Origin of the sequence: Qipengyuania sp. NPDC077410 (genome assembly GCF_044543405.1) — a bacterium.
Taxonomy (GTDB): domain Bacteria; phylum Pseudomonadota; class Alphaproteobacteria; order Sphingomonadales; family Sphingomonadaceae; genus Qipengyuania; species Qipengyuania pacifica.
Genome location: NZ_JBITWB010000002.1, coordinates 1 through 19600, shown reverse-complemented (window position 1 = coordinate 19600; position 19600 = coordinate 1). Strand labels below are relative to the sequence as shown.

The window sequence follows — 19600 nt, the reverse complement described above, 5'->3', positions numbered from 1 at the left end:
CGGGATCGAGCGTTCAGGATCTTGCGGAAAGCTGCAGCATGAATGCAGTCCGGCCGGTGGCATTTCGCGGAAGGGCGGGAAGTGCCGGTCGCAAAGTCCGTACCAGTGCAATCGATGCCGTTATGGTGGTCCGGAAGTACGTCCGCTCCCACCCTTGCCAGAAGCCGCCCGGGTCCAGGGCGACGACTGAGCCGACGCGACCGCGCCGCGCCATCACGAGCACAAGCTCGGCGCCCAAGGAGCTGCCGACCATGTCGATCCCTGTAAGGTTCTCTTTGACGAGCCAATCGTCCAGGCTCCGCGCCAGCCCTTCGAACGTACCGCTGTCGACCTGTGCGGGAGCCTGCCCGTGGCTAGGCAGTTCCAGGATAATCACCTCTCTCGCTTGGGCGAGGGCAGGCGAGATCGTATCCTAGAACCGACGGCTCCCCCCAAGCCGTGGACGAGCAGATGGGTTTTCTGCGGCCTAGTCGCGCGTGAAGTATGCTCATGCAAAGGTAACGCGTCACAAGGACTTAGGTCCCCCCCGCCCCGAATGTCGACATAGTCAATAAAGTCGATAAGAACGGACAGTCCGCTCTGGGGACGGTAGCCGAGCGGCTGCTTTTCCGAATTTCGACCCTATCAGCAGACAGTTTGGAATCGGCCCCTTTCCAGTCATTCGGCAATACTAGCCCGCAAGGCAGCATGGGGCCGACAGCGAAAGGTCCGCTATTGCCCTTTGTGTCGAAAAGCTGCCCGTCGGCTAACGGCCCCCCGTCGATCGGTGGGGAATGCGCCCTGATTTTAGGCGGAGCACCCTACTCAGAGCTGTCCTGAAGCCATGAAACCATCGGTGCCGATCTTCCTGCCCAAGAATCCCGCATTCGGTTCAGCCAATCGTTGGCGAGGCGCCTCCTATTTTAGCAGATGTTTTTTGGATATCTTTGGTCGCCCAGCGGTTCTTAGGGGAAAGGAGGCGCGCTTGACCGACACGATCACCGTAAATGGAACCGCTCACCCCATGCCGGACGACCCGCGGGTCAGTCTTCTCGATTTTCTGCGGCAACACATTGGCCTGACCGGCACGAAGAAGGGTTGTGACCACGGCCAGTGTGGTGCTTGCACAGTGATCGTGAACGGCATCCGGATCAACAGCTGCCTGACGCTGGCGGCAATGCACGATGGCGACAGCGTGACGACCATCGAAGGAATCGGCACGCCCGACGAGCCGTCAGCCCTCCAGCGCGCTTTTCTCGAGCATGACGGCTTCCAGTGCGGCTATTGCACGCCGGGTCAGATCTGTTCGGCCACTGCCATGCTGGAAGAATTGGCCGCCAACTGGCCGAGTGACGCCAGCGGAAGCCTCGAAGGACGCATGTCCATCTCCGGCGAGGAAATACGCGAGCGCATGAGCGGCAATCTGTGCCGCTGCGGCGCCTACGCGAATATCGTCGCCGCGATCGAGGAAGTCGCGGCGGGAGGCAAGTCATGAGGCCGTTCCAATACACCCGCGCGCCTTCGCTCGCCGAAGCGTCAAACATGACCGCAGGCGAAGATACGCTTGCGATTGCAGGCGGGACCAACCTGCTCGACCTGATGAAGCTGCAGGTGGAGAAGCCCGGTCAGCTTGCGGACATCAACCGGCTGGGCTTTGCGGATATCGAGGACACGGACGACGGCGGCCTGCGGCTCGGCGCGCTCGCCACGAATACAGAGACCGCTGTTCATCCGCGCGTGCGTTCCGACTATCCGGTACTCTCACGCGCGATCCTGGCCGGAGCGACGCAGCAGCTGCGCAACAAGGCCACCAATGGCGGCAATCTGTGCCAGCGAACGCGGTGCTTCTATTTCACCAATATCGACCAGCCCTGCAACAAGCGTGAACCAGGCAGCGGCTGCGGGGCGATTGGCGGCATCGCGAAACTCCACGCGATCCTGGGCACGAGCGAGCAATGCATCGCAACCTATCCGGGCGACATGGCCGTGGCGCTGAGCGCGCTCGATGCCACGGTCGACATCGCTGGAGGAAAGGGCGAGCGCAGCGTGCCGGTGCGCGACTTCCACTTGCTCCCGGGCGATACCCCGTGGATCGAGAATGTCCTCGAACCGGGCGAGGTCATCACCGGCATCGTTCTCAAAGCGCCAGTCGGCGGGACGCAAATCTATCGCAAGGTGCGCGAGCGTTCGTCTTACGCCTTCGCGCTCGTTTCCGTCGCCGCTATAATCGAGCTGACCGAAGGCAAGTTTTCCCGCGCGGATCTCTCCTTTGGCGGTCTCGCGCACAAGCCGTGGTTCGATCCGCGCGTCGGCGAAGCGCTGATCGGCCAGACTCCGTCGGAAGCGCTGTTCGACAAGGCCGCCGATCTCTTGCTCGAAGACGCACGCGGCTATGGCGAGAACGATTTCAAGATACCGCTTACGCGTCGGACGCTCCGCGCCGTTCTGACACAAGCGACGGAGAACGCAGCATGACGATCTATTTCAAGCAGGACGAGCCTGACACTTCCAACCGCCTCGACGGCATGAAGCAAGGCGTGCTGGGCAAGTCCCTACCGCGCGTGGAGGGACTGGCCAAAGTCACCGGCACCGCGCCCTATGCCGCCGAATACCACATCGACGGTTGTGCCGAGGGTGTGCTGGTCACTTCGACCATCACCCGCGGCGAGGTTGCCGGCATCGATCGGACGAGCGTGCTGTCCATGCCCGGCGTGATTGCGGTGGTCGATGACGAAAAGATGTCCACCCGTGCCGCGCAGGGAACGGCCAATGAAGCGCCCATGCAGGGGCCGCGGCAGATCTGCTACTGGGGCCAGCCGATCGCAGTGGTGCTGGCAGAAACCTTCGAACAGGCGCGCGACGCCGCCAAACATCTGAAGGTGGAATATCGCGAAGACGCAGCGGCCCCGCTCGACCCGAACGCGGTCGAGCCGGAAGAGCAGGAGGACGAGACGGTGCACCAGGGCGATCTGGCGCATGCCATGGCCGAAGCGCCGCACAGCGTCGACGTAACCATTACCACCAAGGGCCATGCCTCCGCCGCGATGGAACCGCATGCCGCCATCGCCGAGTGGGATGGGGAGAAGCTGACCGTCCACGCTTCGCTCCAGATGCTCAATTACAACATCACTGAACTGGCGGACGCGCTGGATATGGAGGAGGACAATATCCGCCTCATTTCCCGCTTTGTCGGGGGCGGCTTCGGGTCAAAGCTAGGGCTCAGCGAAGAGGTGGTCGCCGCCGCGCTGGCGGCGAAACAGATCGGGCGGCCAGTCCGCGTCGTGCAGTCGCGCCAGCAGGTGTTCCAGACGGTCATGCGCCGCAGCGAAACCACTCAGCGCCTGCGTTTTGCTGCCGACGGCGAAGGCAGGCTCACCGGCTTCGGTCACGAGGCGCTGGTTTCAAATCTTCCCGGAGAGACCTTTGCCGAGCCTGTGCTGCAATCGTCGCATTTCATCTACGGCGGCGAAAATCGGGAACTGATGCTCAAGGTTGCCCGCATCCATCTCATGACGGCCGGATCGGTGCGCGCACCGGGAGAAGCGGTGGGAATGCCGGCGCTTGAAAGCGCGATGGATGTGCTTGCCGAAAAGGTTGGCATCGACCCGGTCGAACTGCGCTTGCGCAACATACCGGAACGGGATCCGGAGAAGGATCTGCCGTTTTCCTCGCATAAGCTTGCCGAATGCCTGAAACAGGGGGCTGAGGCCTTTGGTTGGGAAAAGGGCGTCCGCAAGCCGCGTCAGCGACGAGAGGGCGAGTGGTGGATCGGCACCGGCATGGCCAGCGCTTCGAGATCTCACAGCATTGCCGAGGCAAAGGCCCGGGTCACGCTGAAAGCCGATGGCACGGCATTGGTCGAAACCGACATGACCGATATCGGCACCGGGACGTACACCATCCTCGCGCAGATCGCCGGGGAGATGCTAGGGTTGATGCCGGACCAGGTCCTGGTCGAACTGGGCGACACGCGCCATCCGCGCGGCCCGGGCTCGGGCGGAAGCTGGGGCGCGGCATCGATCGGTTCAGCCGTGTACATCGCCTGCAAGGCGATCCGCGAGGAACTGGCCGCAAAGCTCGACACGAGTGAGCAGGAACTCGAACTGCGCGAAGGCAAGAGCGCTGGCGGCGAGGCGCTGACGGACCTTCTCGGCGGCAAGGACCTTGCCCGCGAAGGCCATTACGAGCCGGGCGATATCGAAGACGATTACACTGCGGCCGGCTTCGGAGCCTTCTTCGCCGAGGTGCGCGTCAACCACTACACCGGCGAAACCCGTGTCGACCGCATGCTCGGCGCCTTCGGCTTCGGGCGTGTGCTCAACGCAAAGACCGCCCGTTCGCAATGCATCGGCGGTATCACCTGGAGCATCGGTTTGGCGCTGACCGAGGCCCTCGAGTTCGATCCGCGCGACGGACATCTCGTCAATTGCGACCTTGCGGAATATCACGTGCCTGTTCATCGCGACGTTCCCGATTTGGAAGTCGTGCTGGTGGAAGAACGCGATGGCGTGGCCAGCCCCATCCAGGCCAAAGGCATCGGCGAGCTTGGCATGTGCGGAGGCGCGGCGGCCATCGCCAACGCGATCTACAACGCCTGCGGTGCGCGGCTGTACGATTATCCGATGACGCCGGACCGCGTTCTGGCTGCGATGCCCGACTGATGCTGGCCGACTATGCGATTCAGACGGTGCGCGACGAGGATCACCTCGCGCTCGCCGCTGCGTGCCAACCGGGTGTCGGGCTTTGCACGATCGTCGGGATCGACGGCAGCTTCTCGCGGCGCCTGGGTGCGCAATTGGCGGTATTGCCGGACGGAACCACCGTTGGGGATCTTGCCGATGGCTGTCTGGAAATCCAGCTGGCAAGCGACATGACCCAATACACACAGCCACGTGTCGTGCGCTATGGACGCGGGTCCTCCCGGATCGATTTCCGCCTGCCGTGTGGTGGGGGACTCGATATCCTGCTCGAACCGAAACCGGATCGCGGGGCCTGTCGATCCGCCCTCGAAGCGCTGCAAGCGCGTCGCCCGGCCCAGCTGGCGCTTGAAGGAACAGGCCCTTTGCTGAACCGTACCTATCTGCCAGCGCTGAAACTTGTCGTCCTGGGTGAGGGGCCGGAACTCGCGGCTGTCGCTGCCCTGGGCTCGGCCATGACAATCGATGTCGAAGTGTTATCGCGGGATAAACTCGCTCTCGGCCAAGCGACAAAGAAAGTGCGCTACGATCCCTGGACGGCCTGCCTGCTTCTCTTCCACGATCACGAATGGGAGTTGGCTTTGCTCGAACAGGCGTTGGTAAGTGACGCATTCTATATTGGAGCGCAGGGCGGGGAGCGGGCGCGTTCCAATCGGACATTGGCGCTCGCCGCGCGCGGTGTTCCGGAAGAGCGAATCACCCGTCTGACAAGTCCGATCGGACTGCTGCACTCCTGCAAGTCTCCGCGAAACCTTGCGCTGTCGGCGCTATCCGAAATCGTCGGTCGCTACGAGCAAATGCCTGCCCCCGCCTGAACCAAGGACGGGCGTGGTTCTGCTCGCCGCGGGCCAGGCGAAGCGGTTCGGCGGCGGTAAGCTCATGGCCGAATTTCACGGACGACCCTTGTGGGAACGGGCTGCGGAAACCGCAGAAGCCATCGATTTCAGCGAGCGCCTTCTCGTGATTGGCCCCAACAGCCCGATCCGAGCCCGCCCGGACTGGAGGCTGGTCGACAACCCGGTGGCGGGACAGGGCATCGGCACCTCGATTGCTGCAGGAGTGCGCTCGCTGACCGATTGCGATCGCGTGATAATTATGCTCGCCGACATGCCGCTGGTTTGGCGCACGCATCTTGGTCGGCTTTTCCTAAAGCAGGGCGTGGCCTTCACACGCTTCCCCATGGCAGCGCGGGCTGTCGGGCGATTTTCCCGCGTTCGGTCTTCCCCCTCCTCGATACCCTCAATGGGGACCGGGGAGAGCGAAGCCTAAATTTGGGAGATGCCGAGCTTATCGCGCCTCCTCACGAAGGACAACTTGCCGATGTCGATGAGGTTTGCGACCTTCAGCAACTAAGTTCTGCCGATTGAGGATCGGTGAGGCATTTCGGCCATTGAAGAGAAGAAGTGGCTGCTTTTCGCTGGATTTCACCGAAACCAGTCAGTCTGCTTACGGCCCCATAGCCGTCAGCCTGCTCTTGGTGAAAACTGCCGGACGCCAATGCGCCCCAATCTCGGCCATACAAAGTCGCTAGGGCGTTACCCGCAAGCTGCCGTTGCGCTTGTTAGAGGGCTTAAGGCGAAATGACTTTCAACTGCCTGATCGAGGTAGCGTTTGATGAACGCAGCATCGGCGGGTCGGACGGGTGAGTATCTTGTTGGAACAAAACATTTCGAGTCCTGGCCCTTGTAAGTGGTCACCGGCACGAATTCTCTGCGTCTTTCCAACCTGGCCGCTGCAGCTAGTCGCTCGATCAATCTCTCCGGCCGGGTAACAAGCTCGGAATGCGATACCAGTGCATGCCCGGTCGCACGTGATGCCACGTCTGACCAGTTGCGCATTTTGGCGGTGCGCATGGCGATGGCATTGGGAAACGGCGATCCGGTTTGCGGGCAAAGCTCTTCCTCGATCGGCTGTCCGAACTTCGGGTGTTGTTTGTCGATACCCCAGAAATCCTCGTCCCACACACTGCGCCATTCGGCCCTGATAAACTCGCCGAAGTCCATCTGCTTGAGTTCCGGATGCGCGTGCCACGGCTTGGCGTGCAGGCTGCGCAGCCACTAGTCGACCGGCCGCGCGATTACGACGACAAAGAGATCGCCGGGAATCTGGAGCTCTTCGTGGAGGAGCCAGTGCTTGAAGCCGAAGTCTTCGGTAAACTCCCGCTCTTCCAGATTCCGTTCGAGTAATTTGATCAGGGCGTTGGCGCCGCTGCACCGCTGGCCATAGACCTGAAAGCGCCTGAATTTCGCGATAGCCAATACATGTCTCCAAGTGAGAAGCGTGGCCCTTACCGTGCTACGCACGGGCTTCCGCTTGATCGATGTTAAATTGCAGCAACGCTTTCCCTGCCCGAACGTTTGTACGATCATGATCGGAAAGATCGACATCGACAACGGCGCTGATGCGGCCGACGGCGAGGCTTCGCTGGCCGATGTCCTGCGCGCGCATATTGGCGAGGACGGCTTCCCGTGTGTCGGCGCGAAATCGGCTCTGGCGACCGGCAGGCTCAAGGTGCTCTCCGCCCGTTCGTTAACCAGCGCATGGAACGATCTCGAAATCCATGACGCCTTGCTCGACTGGAGCGAAGATTACGCCAGCAACCCAGACGGTCTGCGCAGCCTCGCCGTCGTGTTTTCCGGACCCGACGATCTGGATGAGGCGGCGTTCGAGAAAGCGATGTGGGAGCGGCTCAATTCGCTTGCTGCCAAGGACGATTGGCGCGGGTTGGACTACGACCCAGACGTCAGTAGCGATCCGAGCGATCCGCATTTCTCTCTGAGCTTCGGCGGCGAGGCCTATTTCGTGGTCGGCATGCATCCCAACGCGTCGCGTGCCGCACGGCGAATGCCGCATCCGACCCTTGTTTTCAATCTGCACGACCAGTTCGAGGCCTTGCGCGCTTCGCAAAGATACGAGCGCATGCGCGAGACGATCCTGAAGCGCGATATGGCGCTGGACGGATCCATCAACCCCATGCTTTCGCGGCACGGCACGACGAGCGAGGCGCGGCAGTACAGCGGGCGCGTCGTCGGCGATGACTGGCGCTGCCCCTTTTCCGACCCGAGGAGCGGCAAATGACCCGCATCGAACCCCGCACCGGAACCGCTTTCGAATTGTCGAAAGGGCAGGTGCTGACCGTGACCGATCCCGAGGGCGGGCAAGTTAGCGACCTGTTGGCCGTGTCGCGGGCCGATCCGGCGGAGATCCTCTCCAACGGGAGGACGTTCGACTACGAAGAACGGATCATGCTGACCACCGGCGCGCGGCTTTGGTCGAACCGGTCGAAACCCATGCTCACCATTCTGGAAGATACCGCGCCCGCGCACGATTTCCTCCTTACGCCCTGTTCGAAGGATACGTTCCGCCACTTTTACCCGGACAAGCCGGTACATCGCGGCTGTTTCGGAAATCTGGCCGAAGCGCTGGAACCATATGGCATCGGTCCCGACGACATACCCACCGCCTTCAACGTATTCATGAACGTACCGGTCGCCGGCGACGGCGGGCTTTCGGTCGATCCGCCGCAGTCTCCGCCGGGCACCTTCACCCGATTCCCGGCCGAGATGGACCTCGTGATCGGGCTCACCGCGTGCGCGGCTTATGTTTCGAACGGCGGCACGTTCAAACCGATCGATTACGATGTGAGCGGCTGAAGTGGTGTTGGATTTCCTCGAGTGGTACGGCGCCATTGCTGCCGTGGTTGCAGCGCTCGTCGTGGCGACGAATGTCAGCACGCGGGTGACGGGATGGGCTTTCTTGCTCTTCGTCACGTCTTCGTTGGCACTGACGGCCTGGGGCTTCCTCAGCGACGATGCCGAAGGGATCGGCTGGCAGAATATCGCCCTGCTGCTGATCAATCTGTGGGGCGTGTATCGCTATCTCGGTCCGCAAAAAGGCGAACGCAAGCAGCCCGCAAACGAGGCTGGAGACGCGGCATGAAACACACCGCGTTGACCATCAGTTCGGTTGGCATGATCCTGCTTGTCGGGCTGGCCGGACACTTCGCTTCGGGTACGATTTATTCCTCGCTCGAAGCGCGGGACATGATTTCGGCACTATCCAGCCCGGCACTTTATCTCGGCAGTGCCATTGCCGGAAGCGCGGCCACGACGCTGGCCCTGATGCTGACCTTGCTCGGCCTGGTGAGGCGCGCCGATGCGGAATTCGACGTCCGGATGTACAGGCAGATTTATCGCATTGCGATGATGTCGACCGTCCTCCTGGGCGGTGCCGTTGTCATGCTGCTCCTGATGACGATGCCGATCGGCGAATTCGACGACGTGCCAGAAAACTGGTTTCCGATGCTCTTCAAGGTTCTGTACTGGATCGTGGTGGTCCTCAGTGCCGGACTTGTCGCCATGGTCACCATGCTGTTCGGCACCGTCCGGTCGCTGATCGCCAAGCTCACGCCACACGACGATGTGTGAAAGCGACCCTCCTTCACGCAGACGGAACCCCTGACATGTTCACCCAGCTGAACCCCCCGCTTCCCGTGCATGTCATTGATCGCGGCGCCGGGCTCGCCTTTGCCGTCATCGACTACGGGTTTGAGCACAATCTTATCTGGGTCACCGCAATCGATGCGACCGGTGAAATCTGGTGTGCCCCCAATCCCAAGGTTCGGCTCAGCGAAAACTGGACTGCCGGCCGTATCGTCAATCCAGCGCGGGATAGTGGCCGGCAGGTGGAAACGAAGGAACAAGAATGAACAAGCGCCCACTGGCCTTTTTCGCGCACCATCAGGGCCGCGGCCATGCCAACCGGATCATGGCTATCCTCGAACACATCCCGGAAGAACGGCCGGTTACGATCATGACGGCAGCGCCCTCGCAGTTCGACGAGCGGCCGCGCGATGCGACCATGGTCGAGCTGCCGAATATGATCGGTGCGCCCTCGCGCAGCCCGGCGCTGCACGACCAGCCGACGCCGGAGGTGATGCACTGCGTCCCGCTCGGCGTGGAGGAAATGCGCCAGCACATGGGGTCGATTGCAGAAACGCTGCGCGAAGCGGACCCGGCACTGTTCGTCATCGACGTTTCGGCGGAGATCGCCCTGTTGTCGCGCATCATGAGCGTGCCGGCCGTGACTATCAGGATGCATGGTGACCGTGAGGATGTCGGTCATGTCGCGGGCTACGAAGCCTGTGTCGCCATGCTGGCCCCGTTCGACGAGCGGATGGAGCAGGCGAGCTACCCGCCGCGTCTTCGCGAGCGCACATTCTACACGGGCGGTCTGTGCACGACCCGCGCGCCACTGCTCGAAAAAGGGGAGGCGCGCGCCAAGCTCGGCTTGCCCGAAGACAGGACCATGACGCTGGTAATCGCCGGTGGCGGAGGATCGGGTACGCCTTACGCCCCGCTCACGGTCGCCGCGCGCGCGGAGCCGGAAACGCAATGGCTGGTCGCCGGACCGGTACACCGCGAAGGGCACGAAACCGATTTCGGCAACCTGCACGAGCTGGGCTGGATCGACAATCTGACCGATTATTTGTGCGCCGCCGACCGCGTGATTGCTTCGGCCGGCGACAATACGGTCCACGAAATCGCCCGCGCGGCCAAGCCGTTCCTGTGCATCCCCGAATGGCGGTATTTCGACGAGCAGCAGGCCAAGGCGAGAGAGCTGGAGCGCCTGGGCGCGGCGACTTACCGGGAGACCTGGCCCGCCTCGATCCCCGAATGGCAGCGCGTGCTTTCGGAGACCGACGCGCTGGATGCCGGCGTTCTTGCATCGCTGCATGACGATGATGCCGCGCGGAAGGCCGCGCACTGGCTGGAGGAACAGGCTACCCGCCTGTGGGCGGTCAGCTGAATAACACGTCGGCACCCTGCCGGGTATCCGCAATCTCGCTTTTTGTGGGCTGACGCACCACCTCGAGGCGTGTTTCGGACCGCTTCACCAGCCCGCGCCGCTCGAAATCGTCCAGCCAGTACTGCATGCACCACTCCCCCCACCGGCTGCGATAGAGCCGGGCGTTGCGGATGATGGTATCGAAATGCTGCAAGGGCGGCTTATGGACGTGATGGTGCTGGTGGAAGCAGATCGTCCCGCCCACCCAGTACATGCGCGCGCCTGCACGCTTCAGCCGCTGGCCGAGGTCCGTCTCTTCGGCACCGTAGCCGATGTAATCCTCGTCCATTCCGCCAGCCGCAGCCCAGGTCTCCGAGGACATGATGAAAGCCAGCCCCCACAATTCACCGAAATCCGCGATCGGATCGACGGAGGTTTCATTGAGGGGGCGCTTGCTGGGATGGCGCACGCCAGTGCTGGCCAGCAGGTCGTAATCCGGTGCCCCGTCGGAGGTGAGCCAGCCGTCGCCGCGCCCGGGCAAGTACCGCACTTCAGGCAGGAACACGCCTTCGCCGTCGTACACATGTGCTTCCGCCGCGCGGCGCACGAATTCCGGATCGGGAATGCAATCGACGTCGAGGAAGGTCAGAACATCGCCCTCCGCCAGTTCCGCAGCACGGTTTCGCGCGGCGGCGAGCGGCATGGGTTCTCCCGGTACCTGCACGCAGCGGACGAGGAAGCGTCCGTCGGTTTCGATTCGCGGCGGTTCGTCCTGCATGTAGGCGACAACGAGTTCGTCTGGCGGGAAGGTCTGGGCCTCGAGGCCTGCAATCAGGTGATCGAGATGCTGCTGGCGGCCCCGCACCAGTGTGAGCACCGAAACGGATCGATAGGTACTCACCAGCTGCCTTGCGCCTGGTAATGCCGGACGCCTTCCAGCACGCCGGCAGCGTAGCACCCTTTCGCCCAATAGGCGTGGGACAGGGAAGGATCCTGCGCCAACCCGTCGCTAGCATTGCCGACCACGATCGGGAATGGACAGGCGCGCAGCATGGTCAGGTCGTTCCCGCTGTCCCCCGCGACTACGACACGCGACTGGGTCAGGAATAGCGTATCCGCCACATGGACGACCGCCGGCCCCTTCCCGGCACCTTCGGACAGGACATCCAGATAGCGACCATGGCTGGCCACGATCTCCACGTGCAGGCCGGCTTTCCGGAACGCGCAATGGATGTCATCGGGATCATGCCGGTCGAGGAAGAAGCTGGCTTTGCCACTGTGCTGTTCCAGCAAAGCCTGCTGCCGCAGCCCTAGTGTATCCGTAGTCTCGCGAACCGTATCCTCCTGCCATGCGCTTTCCACCCGGCGTCGCCAGCCTTCGTCTTCCAAGAAACAGCGTTCATCCCGGTCGTACCAGTGAATGCGAGTGCCCACGCTGCTGATGATGACATCGGGTGTCGGTACGCCCTCCGCCGCAAGGATTGCTTGCGCGCTGTGGAAACTGCGCCCGGTCGCGATGCCGAGAGCGATGTGGCCCGAATGCTCTGCCTGCCAGGCGAGGAATTCACGCAAGGCTTCCCGATCGCCCAGCAGTGTGTTGTCGATATCGCAAATCAGGATCCGGTCCCATTGCGGGGCTGGCTCCAGCGGGCCAGTCAATTCATGCAGAAGGCGATGATACTGGTCGCGGTGAGCCGTCCAGTCGTAGGCTGCAACCGCTTCCACACCCGCAGTGGCGTAGCGTACCCACTTGCGCCTGTCCGTCACGATTTCCCGGCAAGCGGTGGCAATCGCCTGCGGATCGCGCGGGCAAACGAGTTCGCCGTTGCTGCACCGTTCCACGATATCGTTCGGCCCGCCGCTGTCTGTGGCGACCACCGGCAAGCGCGACGCGGCCGCTTCCAGCAGCGTCAGGCCGAAGGGCTCGTTAAAGGCGGGGTTCACGAATACGCCACCGCTCTCGCGCGCCATGGCATAATAGGCCGGGATGTCGGCGGGGTCGTGATGCTTGGGATAGGCAAACTTGCCGTATAGATCGTGCCGATCGACCGCCTCGATCAGCTCCTGCATGACCTCTCGGCATTCCGTTTCCAGATCGCCGAGCAGGGAGCGGCAGCCTGCGACGATCACCAAATTGGCGGCGTCCTGCAATTCCGAGTCCCCGGCGTAGGCCTCTACCAGGCCCAGCAGGTTTTTCTTGCGAACGGGCCGAGCGATGGCGAGTAGCATGGGCTTGGCCGGATCGCGCAGGAACTGCGCCAAATCCGCGCGCACCTTGTCGGTGGGTTGCGCGCTTTCGAACCGGGTCAGGTCGCATCCCGGCGGGATCACGCGGATGCGACCCGCTTCGATGGAGGCGTAGTGCGCGTATTGCGCCTCTGCCTCGTCGCGCGAGCTTGCAATCACTGCATCGGCAAGAGCCAGTGCCCGCTCTTCGACAGCTATCCGGGTTTGCAGGCTGGCGTCGGCGCAGCCGTTGACTTCGCGCTTGACCGCGCCAAGCGAGTGGCCGGTAAAGATGTAGGGGATCCCGAGAGCTTCCTTCGCCTTGCGGGCCAAGATCCCCGCATCGGCATAATGGGCGTGGATGATGGCCGGCTTGCGATCGAGATCGTTCAGGTAGGCGAGAAACGCCTCGCACAGCTCTTCGTGTCGCTCGTGCAGGGCCTCTTTGGGTAGGTACGACGGGTCGCCATCATCCAGCCGGACGAGCCGAATCTTGCCTTGTGCCTCTGCACATTGCGCATCGAATCGCATGCCCAGCTTCGCGTCGGCAAAACCGCGGGTAATGATGTCGATACGGTCGATGGCCGGATCGCGCGCACTCGCGCAGGCCAGTTCGAGCAGATAGGTGATGTGGCCACCGGTGTCCGCGTTGATGCCATAAGGGACATCGGACAGTGTGAGACAGCCCTGAAGGGCTACATGACAAACAAACATCGACGGGCTCCGGATCTGCAAGTACCGATGTTCGTGCCGGTTCCAAGTTCCTGACAATCAAGGTGATAAATGTTGCTTTCATGCGTATAGCCCACGTCGCGCCCGTCATTCATCCGGTCCCGCCCGTCACTTACGGCGGCACCGAGCGGGTAATCGCGAACCTTGTCGCGGCGCAGGTCGATGACGGTCACGAGGTCACCTTGTTCGGGCCAGCCGATTGCACGCTTCCGGGTGTGCGGCATGTGAGTGACTACCGTTCGCTATCCTGGCACGAGCAGCAAGGCGGCTCCGCTCCACCGGGCCTGCCTGCGGTGCTGGAGGCGCAGTTGCTGCGCGACGTGCTGACCCATGGCGGAGCGCACGATGTCGTTCATCTGCACGGCTCAGCCCATGCGAGCGCTGCCGCCAGCGCGCTCGGCATCCCGGCGTTCCGCACGATCCACTGGCGCGCCGACGAGCCGGATCACGTCGAGCATTTTCGCGCATTCCCGCATGAGCGGATCATCGCGATCTCGAATGCGCAGGCAGGGGCAGTGCCAGCTGGCAGCTTGGCAGGCGTGGTGCATCACGGGATGCCTACGGAGCGATATCGGGCGGGCGATGGATCGGGGGGCTACCTCGCATTCCTCGGTCGGATGACAGACCAGAAGCGGCCGGATCGCGCGATAGAACTCGCGCGCGCAACCGGCCGGGACTTGCGCCTCGCCGGTCCCGTCGATCCGGGCAACCCCGGGTATTTCGACGAGGTCGTCCTGCCCGCACTGGACAATCGGATCAGGCATGTCGGGAGTGTCGACGATGCACAGAAGCAGGGCTTTCTGGGCAAGGCAGCCGCGCTGGTATTTCCCATCGACTGGCCCGAACCTTTCGGCTTGGTGATGATCGAGGCGATGGCATGCGGGACGCCGGTCATAGCGTGGCGGCAGGGCAGCGTACCCGAAGTGATCGAGGACGGGGTGACAGGTATCGTCGTCGATAGCGTTGCCGAAGCAATCGATAGGATTGACGAGGTGCTACAGCTGGACCGCTCGGCTATTCGGCGCCGGTTCGAAGAACGGTTCTCCGCGCAGCGAATGGCGCGCGAGACGCTGGCGCTTTACCGCGAAGCCTGCTCGTCCCGGTCCTCGAAAGAGTCCAGTGCCAGCATGCCTTCGCCATAGAGATAGTCGCCGCAAAACTCGCCGAGCCGTTTCAGTTCGGCCTCGTCCAGGATCTCGATCCGTCCTTCGCCATGCGGTTCCAGCACGCCGCGTTCCTTCAGGATACGAAAGCTGCGATTGGCATGGACCGGTGTGATACCGCATGCCTCCGCATAGTCGCGCTGCAGCAATGGTACCGGAAAATTGCGACCGTCATACAGGTCGACGAACTTGAGCCGTTCGATGATCTCGCAAACGAGGTGCGCGATCCGCCCTTCTGCATTGAGCCGTCCAAGCCGGAAGATCCATTCGCGGTGCATGGCCGCATCCAGCAAGGTGGAGAACCACAGCGCGCGAGCGAGATGAGTTGAGCGCTCGAGCAGCTTGGCAATGGCCGAATGCGGCACCTCGGCAAGGTGACCGCGCCCTAGTGCCGTCGTATTATGATCCAGCCGCTTCATCGGGAAGCCGTGCAAATCGACGAAGTCGCCGGGAATATTCAACCCGACCAGTTGCCGCTCACCCTTCCGGTCGTCGCGGTGGCGAAGCACGGTCCCTTCGATGATATAATAGGAATGCTCGATCCGCTCTCCACGTTCGACCAGAGTTTGCCGCGGTTCGAGCCGGACAGTGCGACTGACAGCCTCTTCGAGCCAGGCCTTTTCTTGTGCGGCAAGTTCGTGCCGCAGACGGCCTTTCAGGAAAAGTTCGGTGTGCAATGCAGTTTCCAGATTTTTCGCTGGATCTTGCAGCTAACTAAAACGCGACGTCCGTTCAAGCGTGGTTTGGACGCAGCCCAAAGACAAGTGTGGTCTTATGCCACCCGACCATACGACGTAGATACGCGTCTGTGCTGGACTCAATGTGGCATATGCATGCCCACCCGAAAGCGGCGGCCGCCTTGGTGTGAATTAAATTTCGGAGCGGACGGTCCGCAATCGGCCCCATTTCTGCCATGCAATGTATGGGCGAGTATGTACCTGCAGCTAAGATTGAATGATTTTCTGCTGGGCAATTTGCAGACTGATGTAGGAAGCTGTCATGCTGCTTCGGCAAACTTCCCTACTTTTATCTCGTCCTCATGCGCCCGCGCTTGTGCGAGCTCATAGGCTGTCTGCATACGCAGCAAGGTATCGGCCTTCATCCCGAAGGCCTTCTCGAAGCGGATCGCCATATCGGCAGAGAGACTGGCATTGCCGTTGAGCAGCGTGCTCAGTGCTTGCCGCGAAACACCGAAGTGTGCAGCGAGATCGGTTACGCTGACACCGGCAGGCTCGACAATCTCGCTCTTCAGCCACTCGCCGACATGGACAGAAAGCGATGGGTGCATCTTAAGCGCCATGATAATCCTCCAGATCCATATCAATCAATGCGCCTTCTTCATTCACTTTGAAGGTCAGACGCCAGTTGCGTGTCACGGTCATCGACCAGGTACCTTTTCGGTCTCCAGTGAGTTCGTGGAGGCCGAAGTTTGGCGGAACGAACAGTTCGCCCATGCCTTCCGCTGCATCAATAAAGGCAAGCATCTTGCGCAGCCTACCCACCTCCCCCACCAAACCCTTGGCATTGCCGATTTCGAAGAAGCGGCGCAGGCCCTTGTGCCTGATGGACTCGATTTCCATGAAATCTCCCTAGTCGCCACGCACAAATCTGTCAAGTGTCGCGTGACGCAAGACGAAAATCACTCAGGTCGGAAGCGACGCGGCCGGCCTTTCAGAAAGGCCCCCGAATAAAGCATTTGCGGGCCTCGGAATATGGTTTTGTCAGAAGCCCGCGAAAAGGCCCGCAAAAATCTGAGGCTGGGATTATCAGGGACGAGTCGAGATTCAGTCGATCAACGCCGCAAACTGCTGAAAGAGTACGCAAAAGACGAGCCGAGACAAAAACTTGGAGAACCAATGTGAGCCCTCCAAATCTCCCCTTTTTTCCTATACATTTCAATGCTTTATGCTACTGGTGCCCAGAAGAGGCATCACATTTGGCCTCTTTTTTCACGTATTTTCAGATATTTAGGTAATTCGGTTTATGCAAAGAGCCCGCAAAAGGCCCGCAAAAGCCGTCTAATGCATTGGTTCGATGCCTTTTTAGGGATTCGGAAATGCATTTTTCCACCCGGGAAACTAGCCATCATTTATGTCCGCTAAGCGCCCCCATAACGGTCATTCGAGAGATTGTTGTAGCAACCCAAAAACGGACGTTCGCTTAACAATGAAAGGTTGCCTAGCGCGCCGAGTGCTATCAGTCGATAAGCAGAAAATTGTTAGTCGCGTTCAGGCCGCAAGTGACGTGTGCGATGTAAGCATTTCCCTCATTTCTTCTGGGCTGGTCGGTCTTCCAATGAAATAGCCCTGAGCAAGATCGCAGCCAGCTTCGCGGAGGAAGGTGAGACAACGTCGATCCTCCACTCCTTCTGCAACAACTCGCAGACCCAGCCGATGCGCAAGGTCGATGGTCGATTGCACGAGAAGCGCATCGTTTGCATCCTCATGGGCATGCTGGACGAAGCTTCGGTCAATCTTCAGTTCGGACAACGGAAGCTGCTTGATATAAGTCAATGTCGACTGGCCTGTGCCGTAATCGTCCATCGAGATTGCGATGCCCAGATCGCGAAAGTGCTGAAGCGCGGCGACAGCGGCGCTGGGATCATCGATTGTTGCTGATTCAGTCACTTCGAAGATCAAACGATTCCGCGGAATTCCTGTCTCCGCTAGGATCCGCTTCGCCTTGTCGATGAATTCGGTTGAATAGACCAGCTTTGCGGAAATATTGACCGCAGCGCTGACGACAAGGCCATGTTGGCACCAGGCGGCTAAATCGTCGATGGTCCTTTGCAGAACATACAAGGTCAGGTCGCATATCCGGTTCGCATCTTCGGCCATCGGAATAAACAGGTCGGGTCGTAACGGACCGCGCTGCGGATGATTCCAACGTACGAGCGCTTCGACGCTGGTGATGCGATCAGTCTTTAAATCAAGCTTCGGCTGATAAACGACCTCAAGCTCACCCAAATCGATTGCCACATCAAGCTCTCCCATAAGGGAGATCTGCCGTTCCACCTCGGTTTGCTCATCAGCTAGATGAATGTGCCAAGGTTCCGCATTTCTCAGAGCCGTTGCAGCGGACAAAGCCGCCTCTGCTAGGGCTTGAGGTGCGGCAACGCCAAATGCGATGTGGACATCAACGCTTCGCCCTCCGACCTCGATGGGACGTCGCATCAGTGCATGCAATGCCTTAAGCATTGCCTCCATCTCTCCGGCTTCAAGAGAAGAATGCCAGGCGAGCGTGCGGTCCTCTATTCTATAAACTGTGCTGCCGAAGTTCCCCACGAGGAGCCGCTCGGCAACGCGTTTGAGGAGTTCTTTCGCATTGTGATCGCCCAGAACGCTCGAGAGCGCCGCGAAATTACCAATGATTGCCGTAATGCATGCGGCCGACGCCGGATCAATCTCTCGTTCCATCGACAGTCGGTTCGGAAGCCCTGTGTCGGAGTCATGGACGCGCCTATGGTCCAAATCCTTTTTAAGAATTGCCAGCAACTGCGCAGCGCCTGCAAACAATACCGCGACTGCGGCGGGTGCGGCTTCGAGCATCGTGTAAAATGCGAACCAAGACGCGCCGTAGGCACTCACAACTGTGCCCAGCGCTACGGCGCTGCGTGTTGCGGCCTGGCGCATTGTTGTCGCCCGTAGCAACCAGGCGAAGCCTGAGCAGGCTATTGCCATAAGAACAAACGGGCCTGCGCTGGCAGGCAAAGCCGCAAAGAGAGTTTCAGCTGCGATCGCTTGAACAATGACGCCGGGAATTACGCCATGTTGAGGAACAGCGTACCTGTCGCCCATTTCTATTGCCGTGGCACCGACCAACACATCTTTTCCACGAAGATCGGCTTCGGCAAACCGACCATGCTCGATATCAGAGAAGCTGTGGCGGGGTATAGTCAGAGGGTCGATCGACAGATCTAATGGAAAAGGCTGATCGACCGTCCCGGGGCGGCCCGCAATCTGCGCGGACAATGATGGCCGGGGAATGCCCTGCGTAAGAGTGCCTAATGGCATTCGCCGCACGAATCCGTCGCCGTCTGCTGCGATGGAAACCGAACCCAGGATTGCATAATCCCTCAAGGCCGGGATCGGCAGGGCGTCTAGCATCCTTGTGTCGTGCCGAGATGCTCTTTGCGCAAATGTCGGCAGGACGATCGTTGGCTTGGCCTCGGCCAGCGCCGCGGCGAAAGCGAGATCCTGCTCTGTTTCAGATGGAGTGGAAAAATCGACGTCGAAGGTAATGCTCCGCACGCCCGCATCCGACAGCCGGCTGACAAGTGAACCATAGTGGCGCCGGTCCCAGGGCCACCGGTCTATCTCTGCCAGGCTTGCCGCATCCATCTCGACGACGTGAAGCTGGCCGCTGGCTTCGCGGGAATGGATGCTGAACAGGGAATTGCGCAAAGCATCTTCAGCGCCCTGCAAAAACCCCGAGCCCCACAGTAACATCGCAGCTGCCAGCGATAGTACGCAGATCAGCAGTCGGCCGATAGTGGCGCTCATACCCATCGACCGCACATTGCGAGATGTCGAAAGGCATCGAAGGCGTTAACGATTAGCACGACTAGTCACCCTTGCCGGGGCCGCCGTCCTTGCCCGGACCGCCAGGCTTGTCATCCTTGCCAGGCTTGTCATCCTTGCCGGGCTTGTCGTCCTTGCCAGGCTTGTCGTCCTTACCGGGTTTGTCATCCTTGCCAGGCTTGTCATCCTTGCCAGGCTTGTCGTCCTTGCCGGGCTTGTCGTCCTTGCCAGGCTTGTCGTCCTTGCCGGGCTTGTCGTCCTTGCCGGGCTTGTCGTCCTTGCCAGGCTTGTCGTCCTTACCGGGTTTGTCATCCTTGCCAGGCTTGTCATCCTTGCCAGGCTTGTCGTCCTTGCCGGGCTTGTCGTCCTTGCCAGGCTTGTCGTCCTTACCGGGCTTGTCGTCCTTGCCGGGCTTGTCGTCCTTGCCAGGCTTGTCGTCCTTACCGGGTTTGTCATCCTTGCCAGGCTTGTCATCCTTGCCAGGCTTGTCGTCCTT

22 protein-coding genes are annotated in these 19600 nt (G+C 60.9%); 12 read left to right on the top strand and 10 right to left on the bottom strand.

What is annotated here, in order from left to right; translation table 11 throughout:
* Window positions 1-13 precede the first annotated feature (13 nt).
* Window positions 14-376, bottom strand: a complete 363-nt coding sequence (locus tag ACIGGE_RS08010; RefSeq protein WP_397489970.1) for a hypothetical protein — start codon at window positions 374-376, stop codon at window positions 14-16.
* A 588-nt stretch (window positions 377-964) separates the two neighbouring features.
* Between ACIGGE_RS08010 and ACIGGE_RS08005 the strand changes: the two genes are divergently transcribed.
* Genes ACIGGE_RS08005 through ACIGGE_RS07985 form a run of 5 tightly spaced genes read left to right on the top strand, consistent with a single transcriptional unit; the run spans window position 965 to window position 5945 of the window.
* Window positions 965-1474, top strand: a complete 510-nt coding sequence (locus ACIGGE_RS08005) for a 2Fe-2S iron-sulfur cluster-binding protein (protein WP_397489969.1) — start codon at window positions 965-967, stop codon at window positions 1472-1474.
* On the top strand, window positions 1471-2454 hold the full coding sequence (locus tag ACIGGE_RS08000; protein WP_397489968.1) for an FAD binding domain-containing protein: 984 nt from the start codon (window positions 1471-1473) through the stop codon (window positions 2452-2454). Before ACIGGE_RS08005 ends, ACIGGE_RS08000 begins: the two co-directional genes overlap by 4 nt.
* Window positions 2451-4640, top strand: a complete 2190-nt coding sequence (locus ACIGGE_RS07995; protein ID WP_397489967.1) for a xanthine dehydrogenase family protein molybdopterin-binding subunit — start codon at window positions 2451-2453, stop codon at window positions 4638-4640. The genes ACIGGE_RS08000 and ACIGGE_RS07995 overlap by 4 nt, the downstream gene beginning before the upstream one ends.
* Window positions 4640-5491 (top strand): XdhC family protein, encoded by an 852-nt coding sequence (locus tag ACIGGE_RS07990; protein WP_397489966.1) that lies wholly within the window; start codon window positions 4640-4642, stop codon window positions 5489-5491. Before ACIGGE_RS07995 ends, ACIGGE_RS07990 begins: the two co-directional genes overlap by 1 nt.
* Before the next feature lie 13 nt (window positions 5492-5504).
* Window positions 5505-5945, top strand: coding sequence for an NTP transferase domain-containing protein (locus ACIGGE_RS07985; RefSeq protein ID WP_397489965.1), 441 nt, complete (start codon window positions 5505-5507; stop codon window positions 5943-5945).
* A 266-nt stretch (window positions 5946-6211) separates the two neighbouring features.
* Here ACIGGE_RS07985 and ACIGGE_RS07980 read toward each other — a convergent pair whose 3' ends face one another.
* Window positions 6212-6679, bottom strand: coding sequence for a hypothetical protein (locus tag ACIGGE_RS07980; RefSeq protein WP_397489964.1), 468 nt, complete (start codon window positions 6677-6679; stop codon window positions 6212-6214).
* 54 nt (window positions 6680-6733) lie between these two features.
* Window positions 6734-6934: a hypothetical protein gene (locus tag ACIGGE_RS07975; protein ID WP_397489963.1), complete on the bottom strand. Its 201-nt coding sequence runs from the start codon at window positions 6932-6934 to the stop codon at window positions 6734-6736.
* A 55-nt stretch (window positions 6935-6989) separates the two neighbouring features.
* On the opposite strand from ACIGGE_RS07975, the gene gntA reads away from it, so the two are divergent.
* Genes gntA through ACIGGE_RS07945 form a run of 6 tightly spaced genes read left to right on the top strand, consistent with a single transcriptional unit; the run spans window position 6990 to window position 10484 of the window.
* Window positions 6990-7754 carry a guanitoxin biosynthesis heme-dependent pre-guanitoxin N-hydroxylase GntA gene (gntA, locus tag ACIGGE_RS07970; RefSeq protein WP_397489962.1) on the top strand — a complete coding sequence of 255 codons (765 nt, stop codon included), beginning with the start codon at window positions 6990-6992 and terminating at the stop codon, window positions 7752-7754.
* On the top strand, window positions 7751-8329 hold the full coding sequence (locus ACIGGE_RS07965) for a DUF1989 domain-containing protein (RefSeq protein ID WP_397489961.1): 579 nt from the start codon (window positions 7751-7753) through the stop codon (window positions 8327-8329). Before gntA ends, ACIGGE_RS07965 begins: the two co-directional genes overlap by 4 nt.
* A gap of 7 nt (window positions 8330-8336) precedes the next feature.
* Complete coding sequence (locus ACIGGE_RS07960) at window positions 8337-8615, top strand: hypothetical protein (protein ID WP_397489960.1); 279 nt, start codon at window positions 8337-8339, stop codon at window positions 8613-8615.
* On the top strand, window positions 8612-9103 hold the full coding sequence (locus ACIGGE_RS07955) for a hypothetical protein (RefSeq protein WP_397489959.1): 492 nt from the start codon (window positions 8612-8614) through the stop codon (window positions 9101-9103). Before ACIGGE_RS07960 ends, ACIGGE_RS07955 begins: the two co-directional genes overlap by 4 nt.
* Before the next feature lie 35 nt (window positions 9104-9138).
* Window positions 9139-9384, top strand: coding sequence for a hypothetical protein (locus ACIGGE_RS07950; RefSeq protein ID WP_397489958.1), 246 nt, complete (start codon window positions 9139-9141; stop codon window positions 9382-9384).
* Window positions 9381-10484, top strand: a complete 1104-nt coding sequence (locus ACIGGE_RS07945; protein ID WP_397489957.1) for a glycosyltransferase — start codon at window positions 9381-9383, stop codon at window positions 10482-10484. Before ACIGGE_RS07950 ends, ACIGGE_RS07945 begins: the two co-directional genes overlap by 4 nt.
* On the opposite strand, the gene ACIGGE_RS07940 is transcribed toward ACIGGE_RS07945, so the two are convergent.
* Complete coding sequence (locus tag ACIGGE_RS07940; protein WP_397489956.1) at window positions 10477-11364, bottom strand: glycosyltransferase family 2 protein; 888 nt, start codon at window positions 11362-11364, stop codon at window positions 10477-10479. The two genes, ACIGGE_RS07945 and ACIGGE_RS07940, sit on opposite strands and share 8 nt — an antisense overlap.
* On the bottom strand, window positions 11361-13403 hold the full coding sequence (locus ACIGGE_RS07935) for an HAD-IIB family hydrolase (RefSeq protein ID WP_397489955.1): 2043 nt from the start codon (window positions 13401-13403) through the stop codon (window positions 11361-11363). The genes ACIGGE_RS07940 and ACIGGE_RS07935 overlap by 4 nt, the downstream gene beginning before the upstream one ends.
* 80 nt (window positions 13404-13483) lie before the next feature.
* Between ACIGGE_RS07935 and ACIGGE_RS07930 the strand changes: the two genes are divergently transcribed.
* A complete protein-coding gene (locus tag ACIGGE_RS07930) occupies window positions 13484-14563 on the top strand; it encodes a glycosyltransferase family 4 protein (protein WP_397489954.1) in 1080 nt (359 codons plus the stop codon).
* On the opposite strand, the gene ACIGGE_RS07925 is transcribed toward ACIGGE_RS07930, so the two are convergent.
* The 5 genes from ACIGGE_RS07925 to ACIGGE_RS07905 form a co-directional block, all read right to left on the bottom strand.
* Window positions 14500-15261, bottom strand: a complete 762-nt coding sequence (locus tag ACIGGE_RS07925) for a Crp/Fnr family transcriptional regulator (RefSeq protein ID WP_397489953.1) — start codon at window positions 15259-15261, stop codon at window positions 14500-14502. The two genes, ACIGGE_RS07930 and ACIGGE_RS07925, sit on opposite strands and share 64 nt — an antisense overlap.
* Window positions 15262-15581: 320 nt before the next feature.
* On the bottom strand, window positions 15582-15884 hold the full coding sequence (locus ACIGGE_RS07920) for a HigA family addiction module antitoxin (protein WP_397489951.1): 303 nt from the start codon (window positions 15882-15884) through the stop codon (window positions 15582-15584).
* On the bottom strand, window positions 15874-16164 hold the full coding sequence (locus ACIGGE_RS07915; protein ID WP_397489950.1) for a type II toxin-antitoxin system RelE/ParE family toxin: 291 nt from the start codon (window positions 16162-16164) through the stop codon (window positions 15874-15876). The genes ACIGGE_RS07920 and ACIGGE_RS07915 overlap by 11 nt, the downstream gene beginning before the upstream one ends.
* 648 nt (window positions 16165-16812) lie before the next feature.
* The gene (locus tag ACIGGE_RS07910) at window positions 16813-19092 is read right to left on the bottom strand and encodes a putative bifunctional diguanylate cyclase/phosphodiesterase (protein WP_397489949.1); all 2280 of its coding nucleotides are present in this window, start codon (window positions 19090-19092) and stop codon (window positions 16813-16815) included.
* Window positions 19093-19147: 55 nt separating this feature from the next.
* Window positions 19148-19600: hypothetical protein (locus ACIGGE_RS07905; RefSeq protein WP_397489948.1), on the bottom strand; the 453-nt coding region annotated here is incomplete at its 5' end.